The organism is Streptomyces sp. NPDC127177, from assembly GCF_042672475.1.
Classification (GTDB): domain Bacteria; phylum Actinomycetota; class Actinomycetes; order Streptomycetales; family Streptomycetaceae; genus Streptomyces.
Window position 1 is genome coordinate 59,106 of the sequence record NZ_JBHXUW010000029.1, and the last position, 19,793, is coordinate 78,898.

The following is a 19,793-nucleotide window of genomic DNA, read 5'->3' on the forward strand; positions in this document are numbered from 1 at the left end:
GGGGCCTGTGGTGAGCACCGACTGGAAGACCGATCTTCGGCAGCGCGGCTACCGGCTGACGCCGCAGCGGCAGCTTGTCCTGGAAGCCGTCGACACGCTGGAACACGCGACGCCCGACGACATCCTCTCCGAGGTGCGCCGGACCGCGTCCGGTGTGAACATCTCGACCGTCTACCGGACGCTGGAGCTCCTGGAGGAGCTCGAGCTGGTCAGCCACGCCCATCTGGGGCACGGGGCCCCGACGTACCACCTGGCCGACCGCCACCACCACATCCATCTGGTCTGCCGGGACTGCACGAACGTCATCGAGGCCGATGTCGGTGTCGTCGCCGAATTCACCGAGAAGCTGCGCGGCACCTTCGGCTTCGAGACGGACATGAAGCACTTCGCGATCTTCGGCCGCTGCGCCGACTGCGCCGCGAAGGCGTCCGCGACCGCCGCCGACCCGGCTCCCGGGCCCGAGGCCTAGGCCGAGTCGTACGCTGGTCGCATGAAGAGCCCCCTGCTGTCCCTGCCCGGCGCCGTCCCCGCCGAGGGCCGCGACGAAGGCGTCGCCGCGCACTACGGTGACCTGTTCCGCGAGCAGCGTGCCCTCGCCGACGGTTCCGGCCTCGTCGACCTCTCGCACCGCGGCGTCGTCACCGTCACCGGGAGCGACCGGCTGGCGTGGCTGCACCTCCTGATCACCCAGCACGTCAGCGACCTCGCGCCGGGACAGGCCACCGAATCCCTGATCCTCACCGCGAACGGGCACATCGAGCACGCCCTGTACCTCGTGGACGACGGCGAGACCGTGTGGATGCACGTCGAGCCGGACACCCAGGGCGAGCTGATCGCCTATCTGGAGTCGATGAAGTTCTTCTACCGGGTCGAAGTCGCCGACCGCACCGAGGACTTCGCCGTCGTGTACCTGCCGGCCGGTTCCATCGCCGGAGTGCCGGAGGGCGTCGCCGTACGGGAGACGCCGTACGGCCGCGACCTGTTCCTGCCGCGCGCCGGCCTGGAGGCGTACGCGGCGGAGAACGGCCCGGCCGTCGGGGTGCTGGCCTACGAGGCGCTGCGCGTCGAGGGGCACCGTCCCCGCCTCGGTTTCGAGACCGACCACCGCACCATTCCGCACGAGCTGGGCTGGATCGGCACGGCCGTGCACCTCCAGAAGGGCTGCTACCGGGGCCAGGAGACCGTGGCCCGGGTGCAGAACCTGGGCAAGCCGCCCCGGCGCCTGGTCTTCCTGCACCTGGACGGCAGCGAGGTGCTGCTGCCCGGTCACGGCACACCGGTCCGGCTCGCCGCCGACGGGGCCGAGGGCCGTCAGCTGGGCTTCATCACCAGTTCGGCCCGCCACCACGAGCTGGGGCCGATCGCCCTGGCGCTGGTGAAGCGGAACGTGGCGGTGGACGCGGAGCTGATGGCGGGGGACACGGCGGCGGCCCAGGAGACGGTCGTCGAGCCCTGAGGGCTCGGGCCCGGGCCGGGCCTGGGCGAGGGCCCAGGCCCGGATCAGGCCTGGGCGTCCGGTCCGGAACCCGGCCCCCCGACCCCCGGGTCAGACCTCGACGATGACGGTGAACGGGCCGTGGTTCGTGAGCGAGACGCGCATGTCCGCGCCGAACCGGCCCGTCTCCACCTGCGCCCCCAGCGCCCGCAGCTGGGCGACGACCTCGTCGACCAGCGGCTCCGCGATCTCCCCGGGCGCGGCGGCGTTCCAGGTGGGCCGGCGGCCCTTGCGGGCGTCCCCGTAGAGAGTGAACTGCGAAATCACCAGAAGCGGTGCATTCACATCGGAGCAGGACTTCTCGCCCTCCAGGATGCGGACCGACCAGAGCTTGCGGGCGAGCTGCGCCGCCTTCTCCGAGGTGTCCCCGTGGGTGACTCCCACCAGCACACACAGGCCCTCGCCGATGATTTCGCCGACCACGGCGGCTCGGCCGCCCTCGCCTCCGGCGTCGGCCACCGTGACGCTCGCACCGTCCACCCTCTGTATCACTGCACGCATACAGACCAACCTATCTTGGGCTGAACGGGTACAGAGCACCTCCACCGGCACCCTCGGAGTGGCACCATGCTCGGGAGGCGGTGCGCCGACGCACCGGTCGAGGGGATGGACACAAGCATGAGCACCCATGGAACCGGGCATTCCCCGGGCACCGTGCCGGTCACGCGTGCCGGCGTCAACAGCAGTGCGGGTACGAGCACGAGCACCATGCGCCCACCCGTGCAGCGGACCGGACACGGCGCGGACGACGGTCCTGCCGCGCCCCTGCCCGAACTGGGCGCCCTGCGCCTGCCGGAGCTGCGCGCACTGCGCCGCGACTCGCAGAGCGACGAGGCCGATCTCAGCTATGTGCGGCGGCTTGTGCAGGGGCGCATCGACATTCTGCGGGCCGAGCTGGCCCGGCGGCGGGACCCCGAGTCACCGGTGGTGGACCGGCTCTCGGAGATCCTCGCCGACACCCCGTCGCTGCACCGCTCCTCCGCCCGGCACGTCACGCTGAGCACCCCGCGCAGCGACGAGTACCGGCAGCTGGCGGCCGAGACGCTCGCCGAGGTCGAACTCTCCGACCTCGACGCCCGTACGGACGAAGAGCTGCACACGGCGATGGGGCGCCTGGTCCGCTACGAGCAGCAGGTCTCCCGGCGCCGTCACCGGCTCCAGCGCACGGCGGACGACTGCAGTGCGGAGATCGCCTGCAGGTACCGTGACGGGGAAGCACAAGTAGACGACCTGCTCGCCTGAGGCAAACCTTCCGGGGGCGGGTCCCGCCCGTCCCCGGAAGGCCACCATGACCTCCAGCGCAGCCCCGTCCGCCATATCCGATCCGGTGCCCGCCGCCCCGCCCGTGCTGGCCGAGGTCGTACGGTCCGGTTTCGTCGAGGGCCACCATCGGGGGTCGCTGGTCGTCCTGGCCGCCGACGGCAGTGTCGAACTGGCCCTGGGCGATCCGGCGGCGCCGGTCTTCCCGCGGTCCTCGAACAAGCCGATGCAGGCGGCTGCCGTGCTGCGGGCCGGGCTCGACCTGTCCGGGGAGCGGCTGGCGCTGGCCGCCGCGAGCCACTCGGGCGAGGGCTTCCACCTCGATCTCGTACGCAGGATGCTCTCGGAGCACGGGCTGTCTCCCGACGATCTGCAGACCCCGCCGGACCTTCCGCTCGACCCGGTCGAGGCGGAGACGTATCTCGCCGCGGGCCACGTCCGGGAGCGGATCACGATGAACTGCTCGGGCAAGCACACGGCGATGCTCGCGGTGTGCGGGCTCAACGGCTGGGACCCGGCCGGCTATCTCGACCCGGCGCACCCGCTCCAGCGACTGGTTCAGCAGGTGGTCGAGGAGGCGGCGGGCGAACCGGTCGCAGCCGTCGGTACCGACGGCTGCGGAGCGCCGCTGATGGCCCTCTCGCTGGTGGGTCTCGCGCGGGCGTTCCGTACGTTCGTCACGGCGGCGCCGGGCACGGCGGAGCGCCGGGTGGCGGACGCGATGCGCGCACACCCCGAGTACGTGGCGGGGACCCGCCGCCCGGACACCTGGCTGATGAGCGAGGTGCCCGGGACGCTCTCCAAGATGGGTGCGGAGGCGGTCCAGGCGGTGGCGCTCGCGGACGGCAGGGCGCTGGCCTTCAAGATCGACGACGGTGCGACCAGGGCGCTCGGCCCGGTCCTGGCCCGAGTGCTCGGCCTGCTCGGCGTCGACGCACCGGTGGTGTCGCGGATCGGCAGGGCGCCGCTGCTGGGTGGCGGCGCGGAGGTGGGGGAGATCCGCGCGGCGTTCTGACCCGCGCGGGGCAAGCCCCCCCGTTCTCTCTCCGGCCGACGGTCGGCTGCCACTCCCCTCCCCGCCTGCGGGAAATGCGGGCGACATCCCCGACCCGCCGTGTCTAGCGTGGAGCGCATGAACAGCCTTGAGGCCCGTACCGTCACCGAGTCCGAGTTCGCCGACTGGCTGCGCGCCTTGAACACCGGCTTCCTGCGCGCGCCGACCCCGTCGGACGACGAGGTGGCGGGACGGTTGCCCCTGGTGGATCTGAACCGCACCCAGGGGGTGTTCGACGCCGGGCGGTGCGTGGCGACGTTCCGTTCGTTCGCGCAGGAGCTGACGGTGGTCGGCGGGGCGACGGTGCCGGCGGACGCGGTCACCAACGTCACGGTGTCGCCCACGCATCGCCGCCGCGGGCTGCTCACCCGGCTGATGGCCGGGGACCTGGCGGCGGCCAGGGAGCGCGGCGATGTGGCGGCCACGCTGATCGCCGCCGAGTACCCGATCTACGGGCGGTACGGGTTCGGCCCCGCGGCCTGGACCACGGAGTGGGAGATCGACGTCCCCCGGGCGGGCCTCGACCCCCGGCTGTCCGGGACGGCGGCCGAGGACGGCGGCCGGATCGACCTGGTGGACGCGCCGGAGGTGCGCAAGCTGGGCCCGGCGCTCCACGACCGGCTGCGGGCCCGGCAGCACGGCGTGGTGAGCCGCAACGACCGCTGGTGGGACCTGGCGACGGGCCGGTCCCTGTTCGCGCACGACCACTGGACGGAGCCGTTCTACGCCGTCCACCGCGCTGCCGACGGCACCGTCGACGGCCTCCTCGTCTACCGGGCCGACGACCACTGGGGCGACACCAAGCAGCCCCTGAACCGGGCGACGGTGCACAGCATGATCGCGACGACCCCGGCGGCGGAACGGGCGCTGTGGCGCTTCCTCTGCTCGGTCGACTGGGTCACCACCGTCCGCACCGGCAACCGCGCCCCCGACGACCTGCTCCCCCTCCTCCTCCCGGACCCGCGCGCGGCCCGGGTGGTGACGCACGCGGACTTCATGTGGCTGCGCGTCCTGGATGTCGTACGCGCCCTGGAGGCCCGCACCTACGCGGTCCCGGGCTCGCTGGTCCTGGACATCCACGACGCCACGGGCCTCACCACCGGCCGCTTCCACCTGGACGCCTCGCCGGCCGGCGCCACCTGCGCCCCGACGACACGTTCGGCCGATCTGGCCATGGACGTACGCGAGTTGGGGACCCTGTACCTCGGTGACGAGTCGGCCCTGCGGCTGGCCGCCCTGGACCGGGTCGAGGAGTTGACCCCGGGCGCGGCGGCCCGGGCGGACGTGGTGTTCCGGGCGGGGCGGCGGGCCTGGTGCCCGGACGTGTTCTGAGGGGGCGGCCGGGGCCTCAGTGGTGGCCACCGGAGCCGAGGATCAGCGCGAGGCCGGTGCAGCCGATGATCATGCACTTGGTGTTGCCCAGCTTGTAGCCGGCGGCCATGAGTGACGCGCTCACTCCGCCCGCCAGGCCGAACTTCCATTGGACGACTTGTTCGAAGGCAAGGGTGGTCCAGGGCATGGCGGTCCCTCCTCAGGAGGTGGGGGAGCGAGGACGCTCGGGAAATCTGCCGATGCGCGAGCAACACCCGTACGACGGTGGACGGGCGAGCGGGAAGTGCGAGTGCTGGTACGGGGGTCGTATCCGTACAAGGTTGCGACCAACTACCTGAGTTGTTCCCAGTTGGTGCCATCTCATAAACAACTCTTCAACAACTCCCGTAGAATGGTGAGAAGTTGTAGCGTTCTGTTGTGACTCCTGAGCGCACAGCGATGAACGGCGACCGCAAGCCCTCGCCCGAGCACCTGGCCGAGGCGCTGCGGGCGCGTATCCGCACCGGCGAGCTCAAGCCCGGTGACCCACTGCCCACCCAGGCGGTGCTGGCAGGGGAGTTCGGCGTCGACCGGGGCGTCGTCCGGCTGGCGCTGCAACGGCTCCAGGGGGACGGTCTGCTGACCGCGATCACCCGCGGGGCGCCGCCCAGGGTCGCGAGCCTGCCGGACACCGAGGTGCCCCAGCAGACGGCGGCGGTGCTCGGGCACCGGGTGCTGCGCGCCTTCGAGAACGACGAGGTGCGCATCGACGCGCTCTGTCTGACGGCGGAGTCGTTCGTCCCCGCGCTCTCCGAGTCCCTGACGCGCATCAGGGCGGGTGAGCTCAAGCCGCGTTCGGTGAAGGTGCGGGTGCTGCTGCCCGCCCGTGACATCGCGCTGGCCTTTCCCCGGCGCGCCGAACTCCTGGACGGGGACGAGTCGGTGCACGAGCGCTGGCTGAAACTGCGCAACCTCCAGGGGCAGGTGCTGCGGCAGAACCTCGAATCACTGCGCAGCACCAGCGAGCTGGGCACCGAGGTGATCATGAGGGCGCTTCCGTTCACCCCTCCCGTGAAGCTGTACGTGCTGAACGGCTCGGAGGCGTTGTTCGCGTACTACACGGTGGAGGAGCGCGAGGAGCCGATCGAGGGCGTTCCGACACGGCTCTTCGACGTCCTGGGCAGCCGCTCGACGCTCTTCCGTTTCGAGAGTTCCGCCGGGGTGCGGGACCGGCTCTTCGTGACGGAGTCCGCGGAGTGGTTCGAGAGCCTGTGGAACACCATCGCGACCCCGGTGGATCTGGATGCCTGACGCTCTGCCCCAATTGTCTTGACACGTAAGGCGATTGACGGTCCCGGGCCTCTGTGGTCCGCCCCGCCCGAAGGCAGTATGGAGGGTGGAATTCTCCGGCGACTGCCGAACTCCCGACGGACGGAGCGATGTGACCCACCCGCACCCGAGGGAGTTGCAGGCCCTCTTCGCGTCCGCGAAATGCGTGTTCTTCGACTTCGACGGACCCGTTTGCGATCTCTTCTCCGACCACACGTCCGTCCTGATCGCGGGAGTGCTGGCCGGTGAGCTGGCGGCGCACGGGGGCGATCCCGCTCTGGTGCGCGCGCACGAGGGCGGGCGCGACCCGCTGGCCATGCTGAAGGCGGTCGCCGACGCCGGTGCGGGCCGCGCGCTGGTCGCCAGGCTCGAGCGCCGGCTCACGGACGAGGAGGTCAGGGCGGCGGGAAGCGCCGATCCCACACCGGACGCGGACCAGTTGATACGGCTGCTGCACGAGGAGGGATACGGGCTGGCGGTGACGACCAACAACTCGGCCGACGCGGTGGCGCGCTACCTCGGCAGACAGGGCACGGCGGACTGCTTTGGCAGGCACATACATGGCCGGGCGCCCGATCCCCGGCTGCTGAAACCGGATCCGCACTGCCTGGGCCGCGCACTGGAATCGACCGGATCGGCTGCCGCCGACGCGCTGATGATCGGGGATTCACCGGCCGACCTGCTGGCGGCCCGGGCGCTCGGAGTGCCCTTCATCGGATATGCCAAGAACGATCACAAGAGGGGCCAACTGGGCTCCGGGCGGGCCGTGGTCGTGCGGCGGCTGCGCTCGCTGGTGGAGGTGGTGCAGGGCGCTGCCGCCGAGCAGCGCTGAACGAGGCCCGGGGCCGTCCGCCACCTTTGGTACGGGCGGATGACTTCACTGTGAAAAGTGCCCGCGCCCCCGACGGCGCGAGTAACTTTCCCTCAGCACTCCGTACCACCGAAGGCACCGATACATGGAGGCCGGGCTGTCCGCCGCCGACCCTTCGATCGAGGGCCCGCTCAAGGGTCACCACCACGAGACGTACGTCGTCGCGCCACCCGGCAGCCGCACCCGAGTCAAGCTCCGGGAGCCCCGCAAGGGTCTGCTCTGGTTCGACCGGCGGTGCTTCGCGTCGGAGGAGGAGCTGCTCCGTACGCTGCGCGGCCGGGTGACCCGCGTTCCCGAGATCATCGAGATCGACGGAGGCGTGCTGCTGCAGGGCTTCATCGAGGGCCGCACGCTCGGCCAGGGCGTACTGCCCAGCAAGGCCCTGTCGGCGAGGCACCGGACGCAACTCGGGACCCTCTTCGCCGAACTCACCTCCTTCGACGTGCGCGCCATCGACGCCCAGCGGCTCTGTGACGGCGCGGACCGTCCCCACGACGGGGACTCCCGCGGGTTCCTCAACCGGCTGCTGCACTTCACCGAGCAGCGGGTGTACCGGGAGCACGGCGCCCCCTACCGTTCCCTGTTCGACGATCTCGGAGTGCGGGAAGGGGCCCTGGACGGGCTCGCGCGGCAGGCCGAGTCGCTGACCCCCCGCGCCTTCGCCCTCGTCCACGGCGATCTGCACCGGCGCAACTTCATCATCGACGCCCCGGGGGACCTGTGGACCATCGACTGGGAGCTGGCCATGATCGGTGACCCGCTCTACGACCTCGCCACGCATCTGCACCTGATGCGGTACTCGGACAGGGAGGCGGGCAGGGTCGGCCGGCTCTGGCAGCGGGCGGTCGAGGAGCGGCGTCCCGAGTGCGTCAAAGGCTGGGACACCGATCTGGAGGTGCTGATGGCGTACAAGCGGGCGCAGTCGGTGTATACGGACGTGATCCGGGCCGCGCTCGTGCTGCGCGGGCCGGACGGTGAGCCGAACCTCCGCCAACTGCCCCGAGTGGCGTGGCGGATCAGGGCGGCGCTGGGTGCGGCGCACCGGACCCTCGGGCTGACGCGGGAGCCGGTCGTGCGCGAGGTCGCCGCCGCCTACCTCCGGTGGCTCCGCGCCCAGCCGCCGGCCGCTGCGGCATCCTGATCCGCGCGTCGGAAGAAGGCGGGTCCAGGTGACGGAAGGGCGTGGTTCGCCGGGCGGTACGGGCCTGCCGGCCAGTATCGAGGCCGCCTGGGGGCTGCGGGCGCGCCCGGTGAAGGGGCCCAGGCCCGGGCTGAGCCTGGAACGCATCGTGGGCGCCGCGGTGACGGTGGCGGCGTCCGAAGGGCTCGGCGGGGTGTCCATGGGCCGGGTCGCCAAGGATCTCGGTGCCTCCACGATGTCGCTCTACCGGTACGTGGCGGCCAAGGACGAGCTCCATGTGCTCATGCGGGAGGCGGCCATGGGGCCGCCGCCCCCGCTGCCTGCCCCGGAGGAAGGCGCCGGCTGGCGGGAGGCGCTCTCCCGGTGGGCCTGGGCGCAGCGTCGGGTCTTCCACCGCAATCTGTGGATGGTCCGCATTCCGGTCTCCGGGCCGCCCGCGAGCCCGCATGCGGCCGCCTGGTGGGAACAGGGGCTCCAGGCCATCGAAGGCACTGGTCTGGGGCCGGGTGACGCGGTCTCCGTCATTCTTCTGGTCAGTGGTTTCGTGCGGAACGAGGCGCTGCTCATGAGTGATCTGGACGGAGTCGTCGAGGCGCGCGGAGTGCCGGTGCGGGAGGTCGTGGAGGGCTGCTCCCGCACGCTGGACCGGCTCGTCGACCCCGGCCGCCATCCCGCGCTCTCCCGGCTGATGGCAACCGGCGCCATATGGGCCCCGAACGACCCCGAGCACGAGTTCCGGTTCGGCCTCGAACGGCTGCTGGACGGGATCGACGTGCTGATCCGGGAGCGGGAGGGGGAGCGGGGGCGCGGCGGGGCGGAGGCGGATGACGGGGACGGCGCTGAGTAGCGGTGGACGTCAAGTCCGGTTGAGGTCAAGGGCGTACGCTTCATGGTCATGAGCGGAGAGAAGCCCAGGTCCGGTGCGGCGGCGGGCGAGGACGCGCCCCGTGGGCCGAACGCACCGATGAGCCTGCGCGAGCGGAAGAAGCAGCTGACCTACCAGGCCGTCTCCGACGCCGCGATCTCGATGTTCCTGGAGCGCGGCTTCGACAAGGTGTCGGTGGCGGAGGTCGCGGCGGCCGCGGACATCTCCAAGCCGACGCTGTTCCGGTACTTCCCGTCCAAGGAGGACCTCGTCCTGCACCGGTTCGCCGACCACATGGACGAGTCCGCCCGGGTGGTCGCCGCCCGCGCGGACGGCGAATCCCCGCTGGACGCGCTGCGGCGCCACTTCCTGGACGGCCTGGAGCGGCGCGATCCGGTCACCGGTCTCTGCGACGTCCCGGAGGTGCTGGCGTTCCACCGGCTGCTGTACGGGACGCCGTCCCTGGTCGCCAGGATCCACGCGTACCAGAGCCGCTCCGAGGACGCTCTCGCCCGTGCCCTCGGGAACCGGGCGCCCGACCGGCTGGCCGCGGGCCAGATCGTCGCGGTCCTGCGCGTCCTGGCCATCGACAACTGGCGCCTGATCAGCGAGGGACGGACGGCGGACCAGGTGCACGGGGGTGCGGTCGATGCGGCCGAGCTGGGCTTCGTACAACTGCGCTCCGGGCTGGAGCGCTAAGGGCTGTCCTCGGCGTGCTGGACCGCTTCGGCTATCTCGCGGACCCGGTCGAGCGTGATCCCGTTCCGCTGCTCCACGGCCAGCGGGTGGTCGGTCGGCTCCAGCTCGATGAGCGGGCGCCGGCCGATGGGGCGGGTGTGCGCGTTGGTCTTCAGGTTGGTCGTGCGGGGCGAGTAGAGCCCCAGCTCGGTGGTCAGCCAGCCGAAGTACGGCTTCTCGGCCTCCCGGCCCGGGGTCTCCCACACGTCGAGGGCACGGCCGAAGTTCTCCCGGCTCAGCGACACCCAGACGCCCCAGGAGAACGGCTCCTCGCTGCCTGCCACGGGTATCTCGATCAGGCCCTTGATGAAGTAGTGCTCGTGTCTGACGATGCACTGGTCCGTCGAGAGCATGCTGTCCGGGTCGCTCTCCAGACTCGCGTCCCAGACGTCGGGGGCCATGGTCGAGTACCCCATCGGGATTTCCGTGTGGTGTCCGCCGCAGCGGGTGCAGATGTAGCCGGGGTCGGGGGCCATGGGCGGGATCCTAGAGCCTCTCCATCGCGCGCCGGTGCCGCATCGGCCCCTCGCCGCGGGCTCCCGGGGTGCCCGGGGCGACAGCGGTGCCCGGGGCGACAGCGGTGCCCGGGGCGACAGCGGTGCCCGGGGTGTCAGCGGCGACGCGCGGTCAGCAGCCAGACGACGTCGATCAGCGCGATGGCGCCCCAGATCCAGCCGGTGCCCGCGCCACCGCCCGGAGTGACGGCCGTCGCGAGCGCGCCCAGCCCGACCGTGCCCAGAACGACCAGGGCGGTGCGGCCCCGGGTCACGGACGCGCGCAGCGGCCCCGGTTCGGCCAGCCGGTCGGCCAGGTAGGCGTCGAACGCCTCCGCGACCTGGTCGTCGATCTCGTCCCGCATCCGGGTGTCCAGTGACTCGGTTCCGACCAGGTGTTTCCGCACAACGACCCCCGGGAGCAGTCCGGCGGCGTCCGGTGACGCCTCCCCGCCCGCACCAACGTAGCGATTGCAGAGAAATTCTGCAAACATTCTCTGCATTGTGTGATCTGCCGTGCTCGATCGCTGTGATCACTGCAGAGAACCTCTGCAGTACGCTGGCCGACATGGTCGAGCGCCCCGAGAAGAGAGTGCTCACCGGCCCGGACCTCAAGGCCTTCTACAAGGCGCTGTCCAACCCGGTGCGCCGCGACATCCTGAGCTACCTGGGGGAGCACGGCGAGGCCAACTCCACCGGCGTCGCCAAGGCGCTCGGCGAGAGCACCGGCACCACCAGCTACCACCTGCGCAAGCTGGCCGACCTCGAGCTGATCGCGGAGATCGAGGAGCGGTCCGCCGGCCGGGAGCGCTGGTGGCGGTCGCTCATGACTGACATCTTCACCCCGCCCGGCCTGGAGATGACGGCCGACGAACGCGAGGCCGCGGTGAAGATCGGCGCACTGCGGATGACCCATGACCTCGGCCTGGTCGTGAAGGCGTACGCCGGGTACGACGCCTCCGAGGGCTGGAACCGGATCTACCGCTCGGGACTGCGGATGACGAAGGAGCAGGTCGCCTCGTTCGCCGAGGAGTACGAGACGCTCATGCGCAAGTACATGACCGCTCCCGGCGAACACCCGCCCGGTGCCCGGCAGATGGCCGTCCGCCTGGTGATGGTGCCCGACGAGGGCCCCCGGCCCGCCCTGCCGGCGGAGCTGGACGAGGCGTAGCGCAGGGGCCGGCCGCAGGGCCTGCTCCAGGCTGGCTTGCTCACTCCGCGGCGGGCATGTCCAACGCCGTTCCGTACAGCCGCGAGACGCGGAGCCGGATCACGACGCGCCGGTCCGCGACCATCTGGTCCAGGAATGCCGCCTGCTCGGCCGGGTCCGCGAAATCGGGTGCCATGGAGAGCAGTTCGCGGCTCACCGCGTCGCCGGGTTCGGTGGCCGGCGCGGACACCTCGGCCTCGCCCTCGGCGACCGCGAACGAGAACACGTCCGGGCCGTCGACATGCAGCGCCGCATGCGGATCGGTACGCAGTTGGCGGGGCTTGAGACGGTCGGCGGTGCTGGACACGCGCACCACGCGTTCCTCCGGGTCCCAGGTGTAGTGCACGGTGGTCAGATGCGGGTGCCCGGTGCGCCGCACGCTCGCCAGGACCCCGAACCGCTGTTCCTGGAGCAGGCGGGACAGTTCGGCGTCGGTGAGTACCCGCGGGCCGGGACCGGTGCCGGGGCCGTGCCGCGGCTCGTCCTCGGCGGGCGCGGTCCGCAGCTCGTCCTCGGCGGGCGCGACCTGCGGTGCGGTCTGCGGTGCGGGGGTGGGGTGCTGCTCGGTCATTGCGGATCAACCTCTCAACTGGTCTTCGGGCACGGGCGGATGGCCTGAGGGACGTCTGAGTACCGTCAGCGCGATGACGAAGGCGGCCGCGAGCAGCCCGCCGCCGACCGCGAACGCCAGGTGGTAGCCGCCGGTCAGCGCCTCCGCCCGTCCGTGGCCCGCGGCGAGCAGGGTGTCGGTGCGGGAGGCCGCAAGGGTGGAGAGGACGGCGACGCCCATCGCCATGCCGATCTGCTGCGTGGTGTTGAACAGCCCGGAGGCCAGTCCGGCGTCCTCCTCGCCCGCCCCCGACATGCCGAGCGCGGTGAGCGCCGGGAGGGCCAGGCCGAAGCCCGCGGCGAGGAACATCAGCGGCAGCAGATCGGTGGCGTAGTGACCGTGCGCGGGTACCCGGGTGAGGAGGCCGAGCAGGGCGATCAGCAGGGCGAGCCCCAGCAGCAGTACGTTCCGGTCGCCGAACCGTGCGCCGAGCCGGGCCGAGACGCCGAGTGACACGGCCCCGATGACGGCCGCCGCGGGCAGCATGGCCAGGCCGGTCGCCGCCGCGCCGTGGCCGAGTACCCGCTGGAGGTACAGGGCGACCAGGATCTGGAACGAGAACAGCGCGGCCACCATGAGCATCTGGACCAGGTTCGCGCCGGAGACGCTTCGCGACCGCAGGATGCGCAGCGGCAGCAACGGGGCCGGGGCAGTGGCCTGCCGGGCGACGAACCCGGCGAGCAGGACCACCGCGAGGGCCCCGAGGCCGAGCGTGTGCGCCGACAGCCAGCCGTACGTCCCGACCTCGACGACGGAGTAGATCCCGAGCATCAGCCCCGATGTGACCAGGACGGCGCCGAGGACATCCGCCCCGGCGGTGAGGCCGGGACCCCGGTCGGTGGGGAGTACGCGCACCGCGACAAGCAGCGCCGTGACGCCTATCGGCAGGTTGATGAGGAAGATCCAGTGCCAGCCGACGGCGTCGGTGAGGACCCCGCCGAGCACCTGGCCGATCGAAGCCCCCGCCGCTCCGGTGAAGCTGAACACGGCGATGGCCCTCGTGCGTTCGCGGCTCTCGGTGAACAGGGTGACGAGGATGCCCAGACCGACCGCTGAGGCCATGGCGCTGCCCGCGCCCTGGAGGAAGCGTGCGGTGATCAGCAGGGCGGGGGAACCGGCAGCGCCGGCCAGTACCGACGCGGCAGTGAAGACCGCGGTCCCGGCCAGGAACATCCGCTTGCGGCCGATGAGGTCGCCGAGCCGGCCGGCCAACAGCAGCAGGCCGCCGAAGGCGATCAGGTAGGCGTTCACCACCCAGCTGAGGCCGGCCGGTGAGAGCCCGAGGTCGCTCTGGATGGCGGGCATGGCCACGGTCACGATCGAGCCGTCGAGCACGGTCATCAACAGGCCGGTGGCGATCACCCCGAGCGCGAGCCGCCGCGCACGGGCGGTGGACGGACCGGTCGTGGGGGTGGCGGCGGGTGCCCCGGTATGCGCGTGTGGAGGCGTGTGTGCGGGCGCGTCGGCAGGCGCGTCGGCAGGCAAGGGAGCGGACATCGGACTCTCCTGTCGGTTGGGACGACAAGAGAGACGCTAACAGATGGTTTTGTTGCGGACTATTTCTTTCGGTTCCATTCTCTGCGGATGCCGGCCATGCGGGGTGCTGGGTAGGTCGGTGCGGGCCGGGTGCGTTTACTTCTGGCTCTGGCGGGCCCGGCGGGCCGTCCCGGGGGTCTCGGCCGGGGTGGACAGGCGGCCCTCGGTCAGCCCGGCCAGAGCGCGCAGGAGGGTCTCCCGGTCCCCGCGGCCCAGGCCGGCCAGGGCCTCCGTGTGCACCCGGTCCACGATCTCCTGGCTCCTCGCGGCGACCTCCGCGCCCTTCTCGGTGACGGCGATGATCCGCGCCCGCCGGTCCCGGCTGGACGGCCGTCGCTCGGCGAGGCCCGCGCTCTCCAGGGCGTCCACGGTCACCACCATCGTGGTCTTGTCCATGTCGCCGATCTCCGCGAGCTGGATCTGGGTCCGCTCCTCCTCTAGGGCGTGGACCAGTACGCAGTGCATCCGTGCCGTGAGTCCGATCTCGGCGAGTGCCGCCGACATCTGGGTCCGCAGGACGTGACTGGTGTGGTCCAGGAGGTAGGAGAGGTCCGGTGCGGTGCGCGTGGGTGCCATGGCGGTCATGTTCACCAGCCTAACAATTCGTTCTGTGGCGGATCGTCCGCAAAAGAACTGCCCCTGCCGGGCCCGGACAATTTCGCTCGCCGATCCGCACCCGCCCCGGCAGAGTGTCCGTATGACGCCGCCCACCGAAGCCGACTTCCTGCCCGGTCTGGAGCTCTCCCGGATCCTGTACGAGGAAGCGGTGCGGCCGGTCCTGGAAGACGCGTTCCCCGGACTCGCCCACGCTGCCGCCAGGATCGGGTCGGGCTCGGAAGTGCTCGGCTTCGACACGGCCCGGTCGGCCGACCACGACTGGGGCCCCCGGCTGGACCTCTTCCTCGCGCCGGAGGACCTCGCGGCGCACGGTGACGCGATCCGTCGTCTCCTGGCGGACCGGCTGCCGAAGGAGATCCGCGGCTGGCCCACCCACTTCCGTCCCGCCGACGATCCGCTCGACCCCGTCGGGCACATGGAACTGACCGCTGGACCCGTCAACCACCGCGTGCTCACGTACGGCGTCGGCGAGTGGCTGACCCGGGAGGCGGGCTTCGACGCTTCGGTCGCCGAGCCTTCAGTGCGGGACTGGCTCGCGATGCCGCAGCAGAGGCTCGCCGGGATCACCGGCGGCGCGGTGTTCCACGACGGCCCCGGCCTTCTCACCACCGCCCGGCGGCGGCTGGCCCGGTACCCCGAACAGGTGTGGCGCTATCTCCTGGCCTGCCAGTGGCAGCGGATCTCCCGGGAGGAGGCCTTCGTGGGGCGCTGCGCCGAGGTCGGCGACGAACTGGGCTCGGCCGTCGTCGCGGCCCGGCTGGTGCGCGACCTCATGCGGCTGGGCCTGCTGCTGGAGCGGCGTTACGCGCCGTACAGCAAGTGGCTGGGCAGCGCGTTCGCCCAACTGGACGTGGCCGAATCCTTGTTGCCGTCCCTGCGCGGGGCGCTCGCGGCGACGGGGTACCCGGAGCGGGAGCGCCATCTCTGCGCCGCGTACGAGGTGGTGGCGATCCGGCAGAACGAGAGCGGCCTGGTCGACCCGGTGGACCCGTCGCCCCGCCCGTACCACGGCAGACCGTTCCTGGTCCTGCACGCGGAACGCTTCGCCCGCCCGCTGGCCGCCTCGGTCACGGACCCGGAGCTGCGTGACCGCTCGCTGGTCGGGAGCGTGGACCAATGGGTGGACAGCACCGACCTGTTGATGGGGGCGGGTGGGGACGTGCTCCGGGCGGCGGGGGCGGCGTCCGCCCGTCACTGAGGAGGACGTCTCCGGACGAGGTCCTGGCTCATCGCGCGGTCAGGCGTCGTCCCGGAGTCGGTCGCGCTGGATCCGGTGGGCGAGGGTGCGGCGTACGGAGGCCGAACCGGCGGGGGCTGTTACCGGGCGGGGTGGCACGTCGAGGCCTCGGGCGATCTCGTCGTACGCCTCGCGATGGACGGCCAACTCCTCTCCGTACCGCAGGAGATCGTCCTCGACGAGGCGCCGGAGCGCGTCCACGTTCTGCGGGGTGAAATGCTTCCTGCCCCGCGCGAGGGCGAGGACGTGGCGTGCGCAGCGGGCGGTGTCGGCGTACGTCTCGGCGATGTCCTCGGCCACTCCCCACAGGCGGCCTTCGAGCCACGGCGCGTCCCGCTGGCCGAGGGAGAGGTCCATCGGGGGTTCCCGGTCGGCGGAGTGGTACTTCGTCACCTGCTTGGACACGGCGGGCTGGCTCATGTCGGCGAGCCGGGCGATGCGGTCCTGGGTCCAGCCGAAGCCGATGAACAGCTTGATCATTTCGGAGCGAAGTTTCCGCATCTCCTCGCCCGCGCGGATGACGTCGTTCATCCCGGCGAGCATGCGGGCGGCCTGGTCCTCGGTCAGCGTCACGGTGCCCGGTGTCCCGGGGCTCCCCTTCGTGTCCTTCTCGCCGTCTCCCACAACCAAGTTATACACCCTGGGCGCGGGGGTGGAGGCGTCAGCCATAACCAGGTTGTAGAACCTGGTTATGGCTGACAGCGTCGATCCCATGACCACTTTCCACGCGTCCGACGGCACCAGGCTCGCCTACCGCACGTACGGGCAGGGCGAACCGCTCGTCTGTGTCCCGGGAGGCCCTGCGGACTCCCGCTACCTGGGCGGACTCGGCGGTCTGTCCCGACACCGCAGGCTGATCGTCCCGGACCTGCGCGGCACCGGGCTGTCCGCCGTGCCCGAGGACGCCTCGTCCTACCGCTGCGACCGTCTCGTCGACGACATCGAGGCGCTGCGCGAACACCTCGGCCTGTCGCGGGCGGATCTGCTCGCACACTCGGCCGGTGCGAACATCGCGACGCAGTACGCGGCCCGGTTCCCGAGGCGCGTCGGCAGGCTCGCCCTGATCACCCCGGGCACCCGGGCCGTCGGCATCGAGATCACCGGAGAGACCCGTCGCGAACTCGCGGCGCTCCGGGACGGCGAGCCGTGGTACCCGGCCGCGTCCGCCGCGCTGGAGGCGATCACCCGGGGAGCGGGTGGCGACTGGGAGGCCGTGAATCCGTTCTTCTACGGCCGGTGGGACGCCGCCGCCCGCGAGCACTGCGCGGCGAGCCGGCCGGACAACCCCGCTGCCGTCACCGGCTTCGGAGCCGACGGCGCCTTCGACCCGGACGCCACCCGTGCGGCGATCGCGGCCTTCGGCGCCCCCGTGCTGCTGCTGGCCGGGGAGTTCGACCTGAACAGCCCGCCCGGGTCGGTGGCCGAGTTCGCCGCCCTGTTCCCCGACGCCGAGCTCGTCGTGCAGCCGGGGGCGGGGCACTACCCGTGGATCGACGACGCCGGCCGCTTCAGGGCTGCCGTATCGGCGTTCCTGGCGTAGCCGCACGGACCCACTTCCCTCCGCCCGCAAGACCCGGCGTGCAGGCGGAGTGCGGTCGGAAGGCATGGCTGGCACGTGTGGAGTGCGGTCTGAAGGTCCGGCTGGCATGTGGAGTGCGGCCTGACGCCCCGGCGTGCACGCCGAGTGCGGCCTCGAATCCCCTGCCAGCAAGCGCAGTTCACCGATGCCCGAGCAGTTCCGCGATCCTGATGAAACCGTCGGCGCCATGGCCCTCGTCGATGGCCCGCCGGGCCAGGCGCTCGGCCGCGCGCATGACGCCCGAGTCGATGCCATGGGCCTCCGAGGTGTCGGCGATATGGGCCATGGAGGACGCCGCAGAGGTGAGCGGGTTGTCCCTGCCGGTGAAGTCCCCGTCGTCCAGCGCCTGTGCGTAACCCTCGAAGAGCGGCGGCAGGATGGCGCCGATTCCCATGGCGAACGGGGCCAGTTCGCGCGCCGTGATGCCTTCCGCCCGCGCCAGGGCCAGTGCGTGCGCGAAGCCGTTCATCGCGGTCCAGAAGATGTCCAGCAGCGCGATGTCGTGCGCCGCCGCCCGGCCGATCTCCTCGCCCAGATGCGTATGGGCGCCGCCCAGCGCGTCCAGGACCGGCCGCACCTCCCGGTACAGCTCTGCCGGTCCGCTGTGGATGAAGACGGCCGCCGGTGTCCCGATGGTGGTGGTCGGCGTCATGATCGCGCCGTCCAGGTAACGGATGCCGTGCCCGGCGGCCCAGTCCGCGGTGGAGCGGGCCCGGTCCGGGGTGTCCGCGGTGAGGTTCACGACCGTGCGCCCCTTGGCGGCCTCCGTGGCCGGGTCGCTCCGCAGGACGGCGTCGGCCGCGTCGTAGTTCACGACGCACACGACGGTCAGTGGGCTCGCGGCGATGGCTTCCGCGACCGACTGGGCCCCGGTGGCGCCGCGTTCGACCAGCTCGCGGTCCCGGCCCGGTGTCCGGTTCCAGACCGTGGTGCGCAGACCCGCGTCCAGGAACGCATGGGCCAGGGAACGGCCCATCGGGCCCAGGCCGAGCACGGTGACGGCAGACTGTTCGGAGTGTGTGGACATGGTTCGACTCCATTGAGGACGTTGACGAGAGTGGTGGACAGACCGAGATGACGCGCAGCCGTGCACAGGACCCGAATGTCTGCGGAGTGACGGCCGCGATCGCGGTGATCGACGGCAAGTGGAAGACCGCCCTGCTCTGGCTCCTGGAGGAGGGGCCCTGCCGCCCCGGAGAACTGCGGCGCCGGCTGCCGGGCCTCAGCGAGAAGGTGCTGACGCAGGGGCTGCGCGAGATGGAGCACGACGGGCTGGTGCACCGGGAGGTGTACGACGTACTGCCGCTCAGGACCGAGTACTCCCTGACGCCGTTCGGGCGGGAGCTCTCCGAGGCGCTGGCGCCCCTGTCCGACTGGGGCCACCGCCGCCTGGAGCGGCTGACCGGGACGTCATCGCCGTCCTGACGCGGGCGGCGCGGAACGGCATGACCCCCTTCCTCCGGCCGGTTGCGGCGCCCCGCCGTCTTCCGTAACCAGGTTCGCCCGGGTCGGTGCGACTGCCAAGTACCCACAAAAAGGTGGGTGGGTGGGCGCCGGGGCGAGACCGGTGAGGGGCCGTCACATCAGGAAGGCCGCTGCTGCTCCCGCAGTCCTCGCAGGAGCAGGTCCACCAGGCGGCGGGGGTCGTAGCGGGGGTCGCTGTCCCGGCCCACGCAGAGGTTGCCGATACCGCGCATCAGCTCATGGGGCCGCGTCCCCGGCCTGATCTCGCCGGCTTCCACCGCGGCGTCGAGCAACTGCGCGCAGGCGGGCGTCAAACGGTCGAGGAAGTACGTGTGCAACGACTCGAAGCCGCTGCTGTCCGACTGCATCGCGTTGGCGAGCCCGTGCTTCGTGACCAGGAAGTCGACGAAGAGGTCGACCCACTGGCGGAGAGCGGCGAACGGGGAACCGGTACTCGCCAGCAGGCTGGGTCCGGCCTCGGCGCAGGCCTCCACCTGGTGGCGGTAGACGGCGACGACGAGGTCCGCCCGGGTGGGGAAGTGACGGTAGATCGTCCCCATCCCGACGCCCGCCTTCGCCGCGATCTGCCGGATCGGCGCGTCGACGCCGGAGGTCACGAACACCTCGGCGGCGGCGGCGAGCAGCGTCTGCTGGTTGCGCAGCGCGTCGGCGCGCTTGCTCCGGGCCGGAACCTCTCCGGACCCGGCCGGCCGGCCCGGCCCGCTTGTGGTGGGCACCCTGCTCCCCTTTCCACGTTCGACGGTCGTTGACAAAGCGGAACGGTGTTCCGTATCGTTCTTAATCGGAACGGTGCTCCGCTTCTAGTCTAGCGGAGGCCGGACACTCCTCACCGTCTCACCGCCTCACCGTCTCACCGCCCGCTGCCCGCCACCGCCACGGTCGCCCGTGCGGAGGGCGGTCGATGAAGCCCGCCGAAGAAGAAGCCCGGCGACAGCGGTCGCACAGGGCGCACGGGACGCA

Annotated in this window: 24 protein-coding genes; 14 read left to right on the forward strand and 10 right to left on the reverse strand. The window is 71.7% G+C overall.

Going from position 1 to position 19,793, the window contains the following annotated elements:
• The first annotated feature begins 7 nt into the window (after positions 1-7).
• Entirely contained in the window at positions 8-469 is a 462-nt protein-coding gene (locus ACFVJX_RS19415; RefSeq protein WP_384132253.1) for a Fur family transcriptional regulator, read from the forward strand.
• A 21-nt stretch (positions 470-490) separates the two neighbouring features.
• Entirely contained in the window at positions 491-1,456 is a 966-nt protein-coding gene (locus ACFVJX_RS19420) for a YgfZ/GcvT domain-containing protein (RefSeq protein WP_384132250.1), read from the forward strand.
• Between the two features lie 90 nt (positions 1,457-1,546).
• Here the strand turns inward: ACFVJX_RS19420 and dtd are convergent, their stop codons facing one another.
• On the reverse strand, positions 1,547-1,996 hold the full coding sequence (dtd, locus tag ACFVJX_RS19425; RefSeq protein WP_384132248.1) for a D-aminoacyl-tRNA deacylase: 450 nt from the start codon (positions 1,994-1,996) through the stop codon (positions 1,547-1,549).
• Between the two features lie 117 nt (positions 1,997-2,113).
• Here dtd and ACFVJX_RS19430 point away from each other — a divergent pair, with 117 nt between their 5' ends.
• The 3 genes from ACFVJX_RS19430 to ACFVJX_RS19440 all read left to right on the forward strand — a co-directional run bounded on the left by ACFVJX_RS19430 (position 2,114) and on the right by ACFVJX_RS19440 (position 5,141).
• Entirely contained in the window at positions 2,114-2,737 is a 624-nt protein-coding gene (locus ACFVJX_RS19430; RefSeq protein WP_384132245.1) for an ABC transporter substrate-binding protein, read from the forward strand.
• Between the two features lie 46 nt (positions 2,738-2,783).
• Complete coding sequence (locus ACFVJX_RS19435; RefSeq protein WP_384132242.1) at positions 2,784-3,770, forward strand: asparaginase; 987 nt, start codon at positions 2,784-2,786, stop codon at positions 3,768-3,770.
• A 117-nt stretch (positions 3,771-3,887) separates the two neighbouring features.
• Positions 3,888-5,141 carry a GNAT family N-acetyltransferase gene (locus ACFVJX_RS19440; RefSeq protein WP_384132239.1) on the forward strand — a complete coding sequence of 418 codons (1,254 nt, stop codon included), beginning with the start codon at positions 3,888-3,890 and terminating at the stop codon, positions 5,139-5,141.
• Positions 5,142-5,157: 16 nt separating this feature from the next.
• Here ACFVJX_RS19440 and ACFVJX_RS19445 read toward each other — a convergent pair whose 3' ends face one another.
• Positions 5,158-5,328 carry a hypothetical protein gene (locus tag ACFVJX_RS19445; RefSeq protein ID WP_384132236.1) on the reverse strand — a complete coding sequence of 57 codons (171 nt, stop codon included), beginning with the start codon at positions 5,326-5,328 and terminating at the stop codon, positions 5,158-5,160.
• Positions 5,329-5,558: 230 nt separating this feature from the next.
• Between ACFVJX_RS19445 and ACFVJX_RS19450 the strand changes: the two genes are divergently transcribed.
• The 5 genes from ACFVJX_RS19450 to ACFVJX_RS19470 all read left to right on the forward strand — a co-directional run bounded on the left by ACFVJX_RS19450 (position 5,559) and on the right by ACFVJX_RS19470 (position 10,025).
• Positions 5,559-6,431, forward strand: coding sequence for a GntR family transcriptional regulator (locus ACFVJX_RS19450; protein ID WP_384132233.1), 873 nt, complete (start codon positions 5,559-5,561; stop codon positions 6,429-6,431).
• A 130-nt stretch (positions 6,432-6,561) separates the two neighbouring features.
• The gene (locus tag ACFVJX_RS19455) at positions 6,562-7,281 is read left to right on the forward strand and encodes an HAD family hydrolase (protein WP_384132230.1); all 720 of its coding nucleotides are present in this window, start codon (positions 6,562-6,564) and stop codon (positions 7,279-7,281) included.
• Between the two features lie 124 nt (positions 7,282-7,405).
• Positions 7,406-8,461 carry a phosphotransferase gene (locus tag ACFVJX_RS19460; RefSeq protein ID WP_384132228.1) on the forward strand — a complete coding sequence of 352 codons (1,056 nt, stop codon included), beginning with the start codon at positions 7,406-7,408 and terminating at the stop codon, positions 8,459-8,461.
• 28 nt (positions 8,462-8,489) lie between these two features.
• On the forward strand, positions 8,490-9,308 hold the full coding sequence (locus tag ACFVJX_RS19465; protein ID WP_384132225.1) for a TetR/AcrR family transcriptional regulator: 819 nt from the start codon (positions 8,490-8,492) through the stop codon (positions 9,306-9,308).
• Between the two features lie 42 nt (positions 9,309-9,350).
• Positions 9,351-10,025, forward strand: a complete 675-nt coding sequence (locus ACFVJX_RS19470; RefSeq protein WP_384132222.1) for a TetR/AcrR family transcriptional regulator — start codon at positions 9,351-9,353, stop codon at positions 10,023-10,025.
• On the opposite strand, the gene ACFVJX_RS19475 is transcribed toward ACFVJX_RS19470, so the two are convergent.
• The gene (locus tag ACFVJX_RS19475; protein WP_384132306.1) at positions 10,022-10,480 is read right to left on the reverse strand and encodes a DUF2199 domain-containing protein; all 459 of its coding nucleotides are present in this window, start codon (positions 10,478-10,480) and stop codon (positions 10,022-10,024) included. The genes ACFVJX_RS19470 and ACFVJX_RS19475 overlap by 4 nt on opposite strands.
• Before the next feature lie 194 nt (positions 10,481-10,674).
• Positions 10,675-11,052, reverse strand: a complete 378-nt coding sequence (locus ACFVJX_RS19480; protein ID WP_384132219.1) for a hypothetical protein — start codon at positions 11,050-11,052, stop codon at positions 10,675-10,677.
• A gap of 74 nt (positions 11,053-11,126) precedes the next feature.
• Between ACFVJX_RS19480 and ACFVJX_RS19485 the strand changes: the two genes are divergently transcribed.
• Positions 11,127-11,729, forward strand: coding sequence for a helix-turn-helix domain-containing protein (locus ACFVJX_RS19485; protein WP_384132216.1), 603 nt, complete (start codon positions 11,127-11,129; stop codon positions 11,727-11,729).
• Positions 11,730-11,769: 40 nt separating this feature from the next.
• Here the strand turns inward: ACFVJX_RS19485 and ACFVJX_RS19490 are convergent, their stop codons facing one another.
• The 3 genes from ACFVJX_RS19490 to ACFVJX_RS19500 form a co-directional block, all read right to left on the reverse strand.
• A complete protein-coding gene (locus ACFVJX_RS19490; protein ID WP_384132214.1) occupies positions 11,770-12,339 on the reverse strand; it encodes a TIGR03618 family F420-dependent PPOX class oxidoreductase in 570 nt (189 codons plus the stop codon).
• A gap of 6 nt (positions 12,340-12,345) precedes the next feature.
• On the reverse strand, positions 12,346-13,875 hold the full coding sequence (locus tag ACFVJX_RS19495; protein ID WP_384132212.1) for an MFS transporter: 1,530 nt from the start codon (positions 13,873-13,875) through the stop codon (positions 12,346-12,348).
• A 135-nt stretch (positions 13,876-14,010) separates the two neighbouring features.
• On the reverse strand, positions 14,011-14,499 hold the full coding sequence (locus ACFVJX_RS19500; RefSeq protein ID WP_384132209.1) for a MarR family winged helix-turn-helix transcriptional regulator: 489 nt from the start codon (positions 14,497-14,499) through the stop codon (positions 14,011-14,013).
• Between the two features lie 112 nt (positions 14,500-14,611).
• Here ACFVJX_RS19500 and ACFVJX_RS19505 point away from each other — a divergent pair, with 112 nt between their 5' ends.
• Positions 14,612-15,730, forward strand: coding sequence for a DUF4037 domain-containing protein (locus ACFVJX_RS19505; RefSeq protein ID WP_384132206.1), 1,119 nt, complete (start codon positions 14,612-14,614; stop codon positions 15,728-15,730).
• Between the two features lie 39 nt (positions 15,731-15,769).
• Here ACFVJX_RS19505 and ACFVJX_RS19510 read toward each other — a convergent pair whose 3' ends face one another.
• Entirely contained in the window at positions 15,770-16,393 is a 624-nt protein-coding gene (locus ACFVJX_RS19510; protein ID WP_384132303.1) for a sigma-70 family RNA polymerase sigma factor, read from the reverse strand.
• 88 nt (positions 16,394-16,481) lie between these two features.
• Between ACFVJX_RS19510 and ACFVJX_RS19515 the strand changes: the two genes are divergently transcribed.
• Positions 16,482-17,309, forward strand: coding sequence for an alpha/beta fold hydrolase (locus tag ACFVJX_RS19515; protein WP_384132203.1), 828 nt, complete (start codon positions 16,482-16,484; stop codon positions 17,307-17,309).
• Between the two features lie 178 nt (positions 17,310-17,487).
• Here the strand turns inward: ACFVJX_RS19515 and ACFVJX_RS19520 are convergent, their stop codons facing one another.
• Positions 17,488-18,375 carry an NAD(P)-dependent oxidoreductase gene (locus ACFVJX_RS19520; protein WP_384132200.1) on the reverse strand — a complete coding sequence of 296 codons (888 nt, stop codon included), beginning with the start codon at positions 18,373-18,375 and terminating at the stop codon, positions 17,488-17,490.
• Positions 18,376-18,422: 47 nt separating this feature from the next.
• Between ACFVJX_RS19520 and ACFVJX_RS19525 the strand changes: the two genes are divergently transcribed.
• Entirely contained in the window at positions 18,423-18,773 is a 351-nt protein-coding gene (locus ACFVJX_RS19525; protein ID WP_384132197.1) for a winged helix-turn-helix transcriptional regulator, read from the forward strand.
• A 158-nt stretch (positions 18,774-18,931) separates the two neighbouring features.
• On the opposite strand, the gene ACFVJX_RS19530 is transcribed toward ACFVJX_RS19525, so the two are convergent.
• Positions 18,932-19,549, reverse strand: coding sequence for a TetR/AcrR family transcriptional regulator (locus tag ACFVJX_RS19530; protein ID WP_384132194.1), 618 nt, complete (start codon positions 19,547-19,549; stop codon positions 18,932-18,934).
• Between the last annotated feature and the right edge of the window lie 244 nt (positions 19,550-19,793).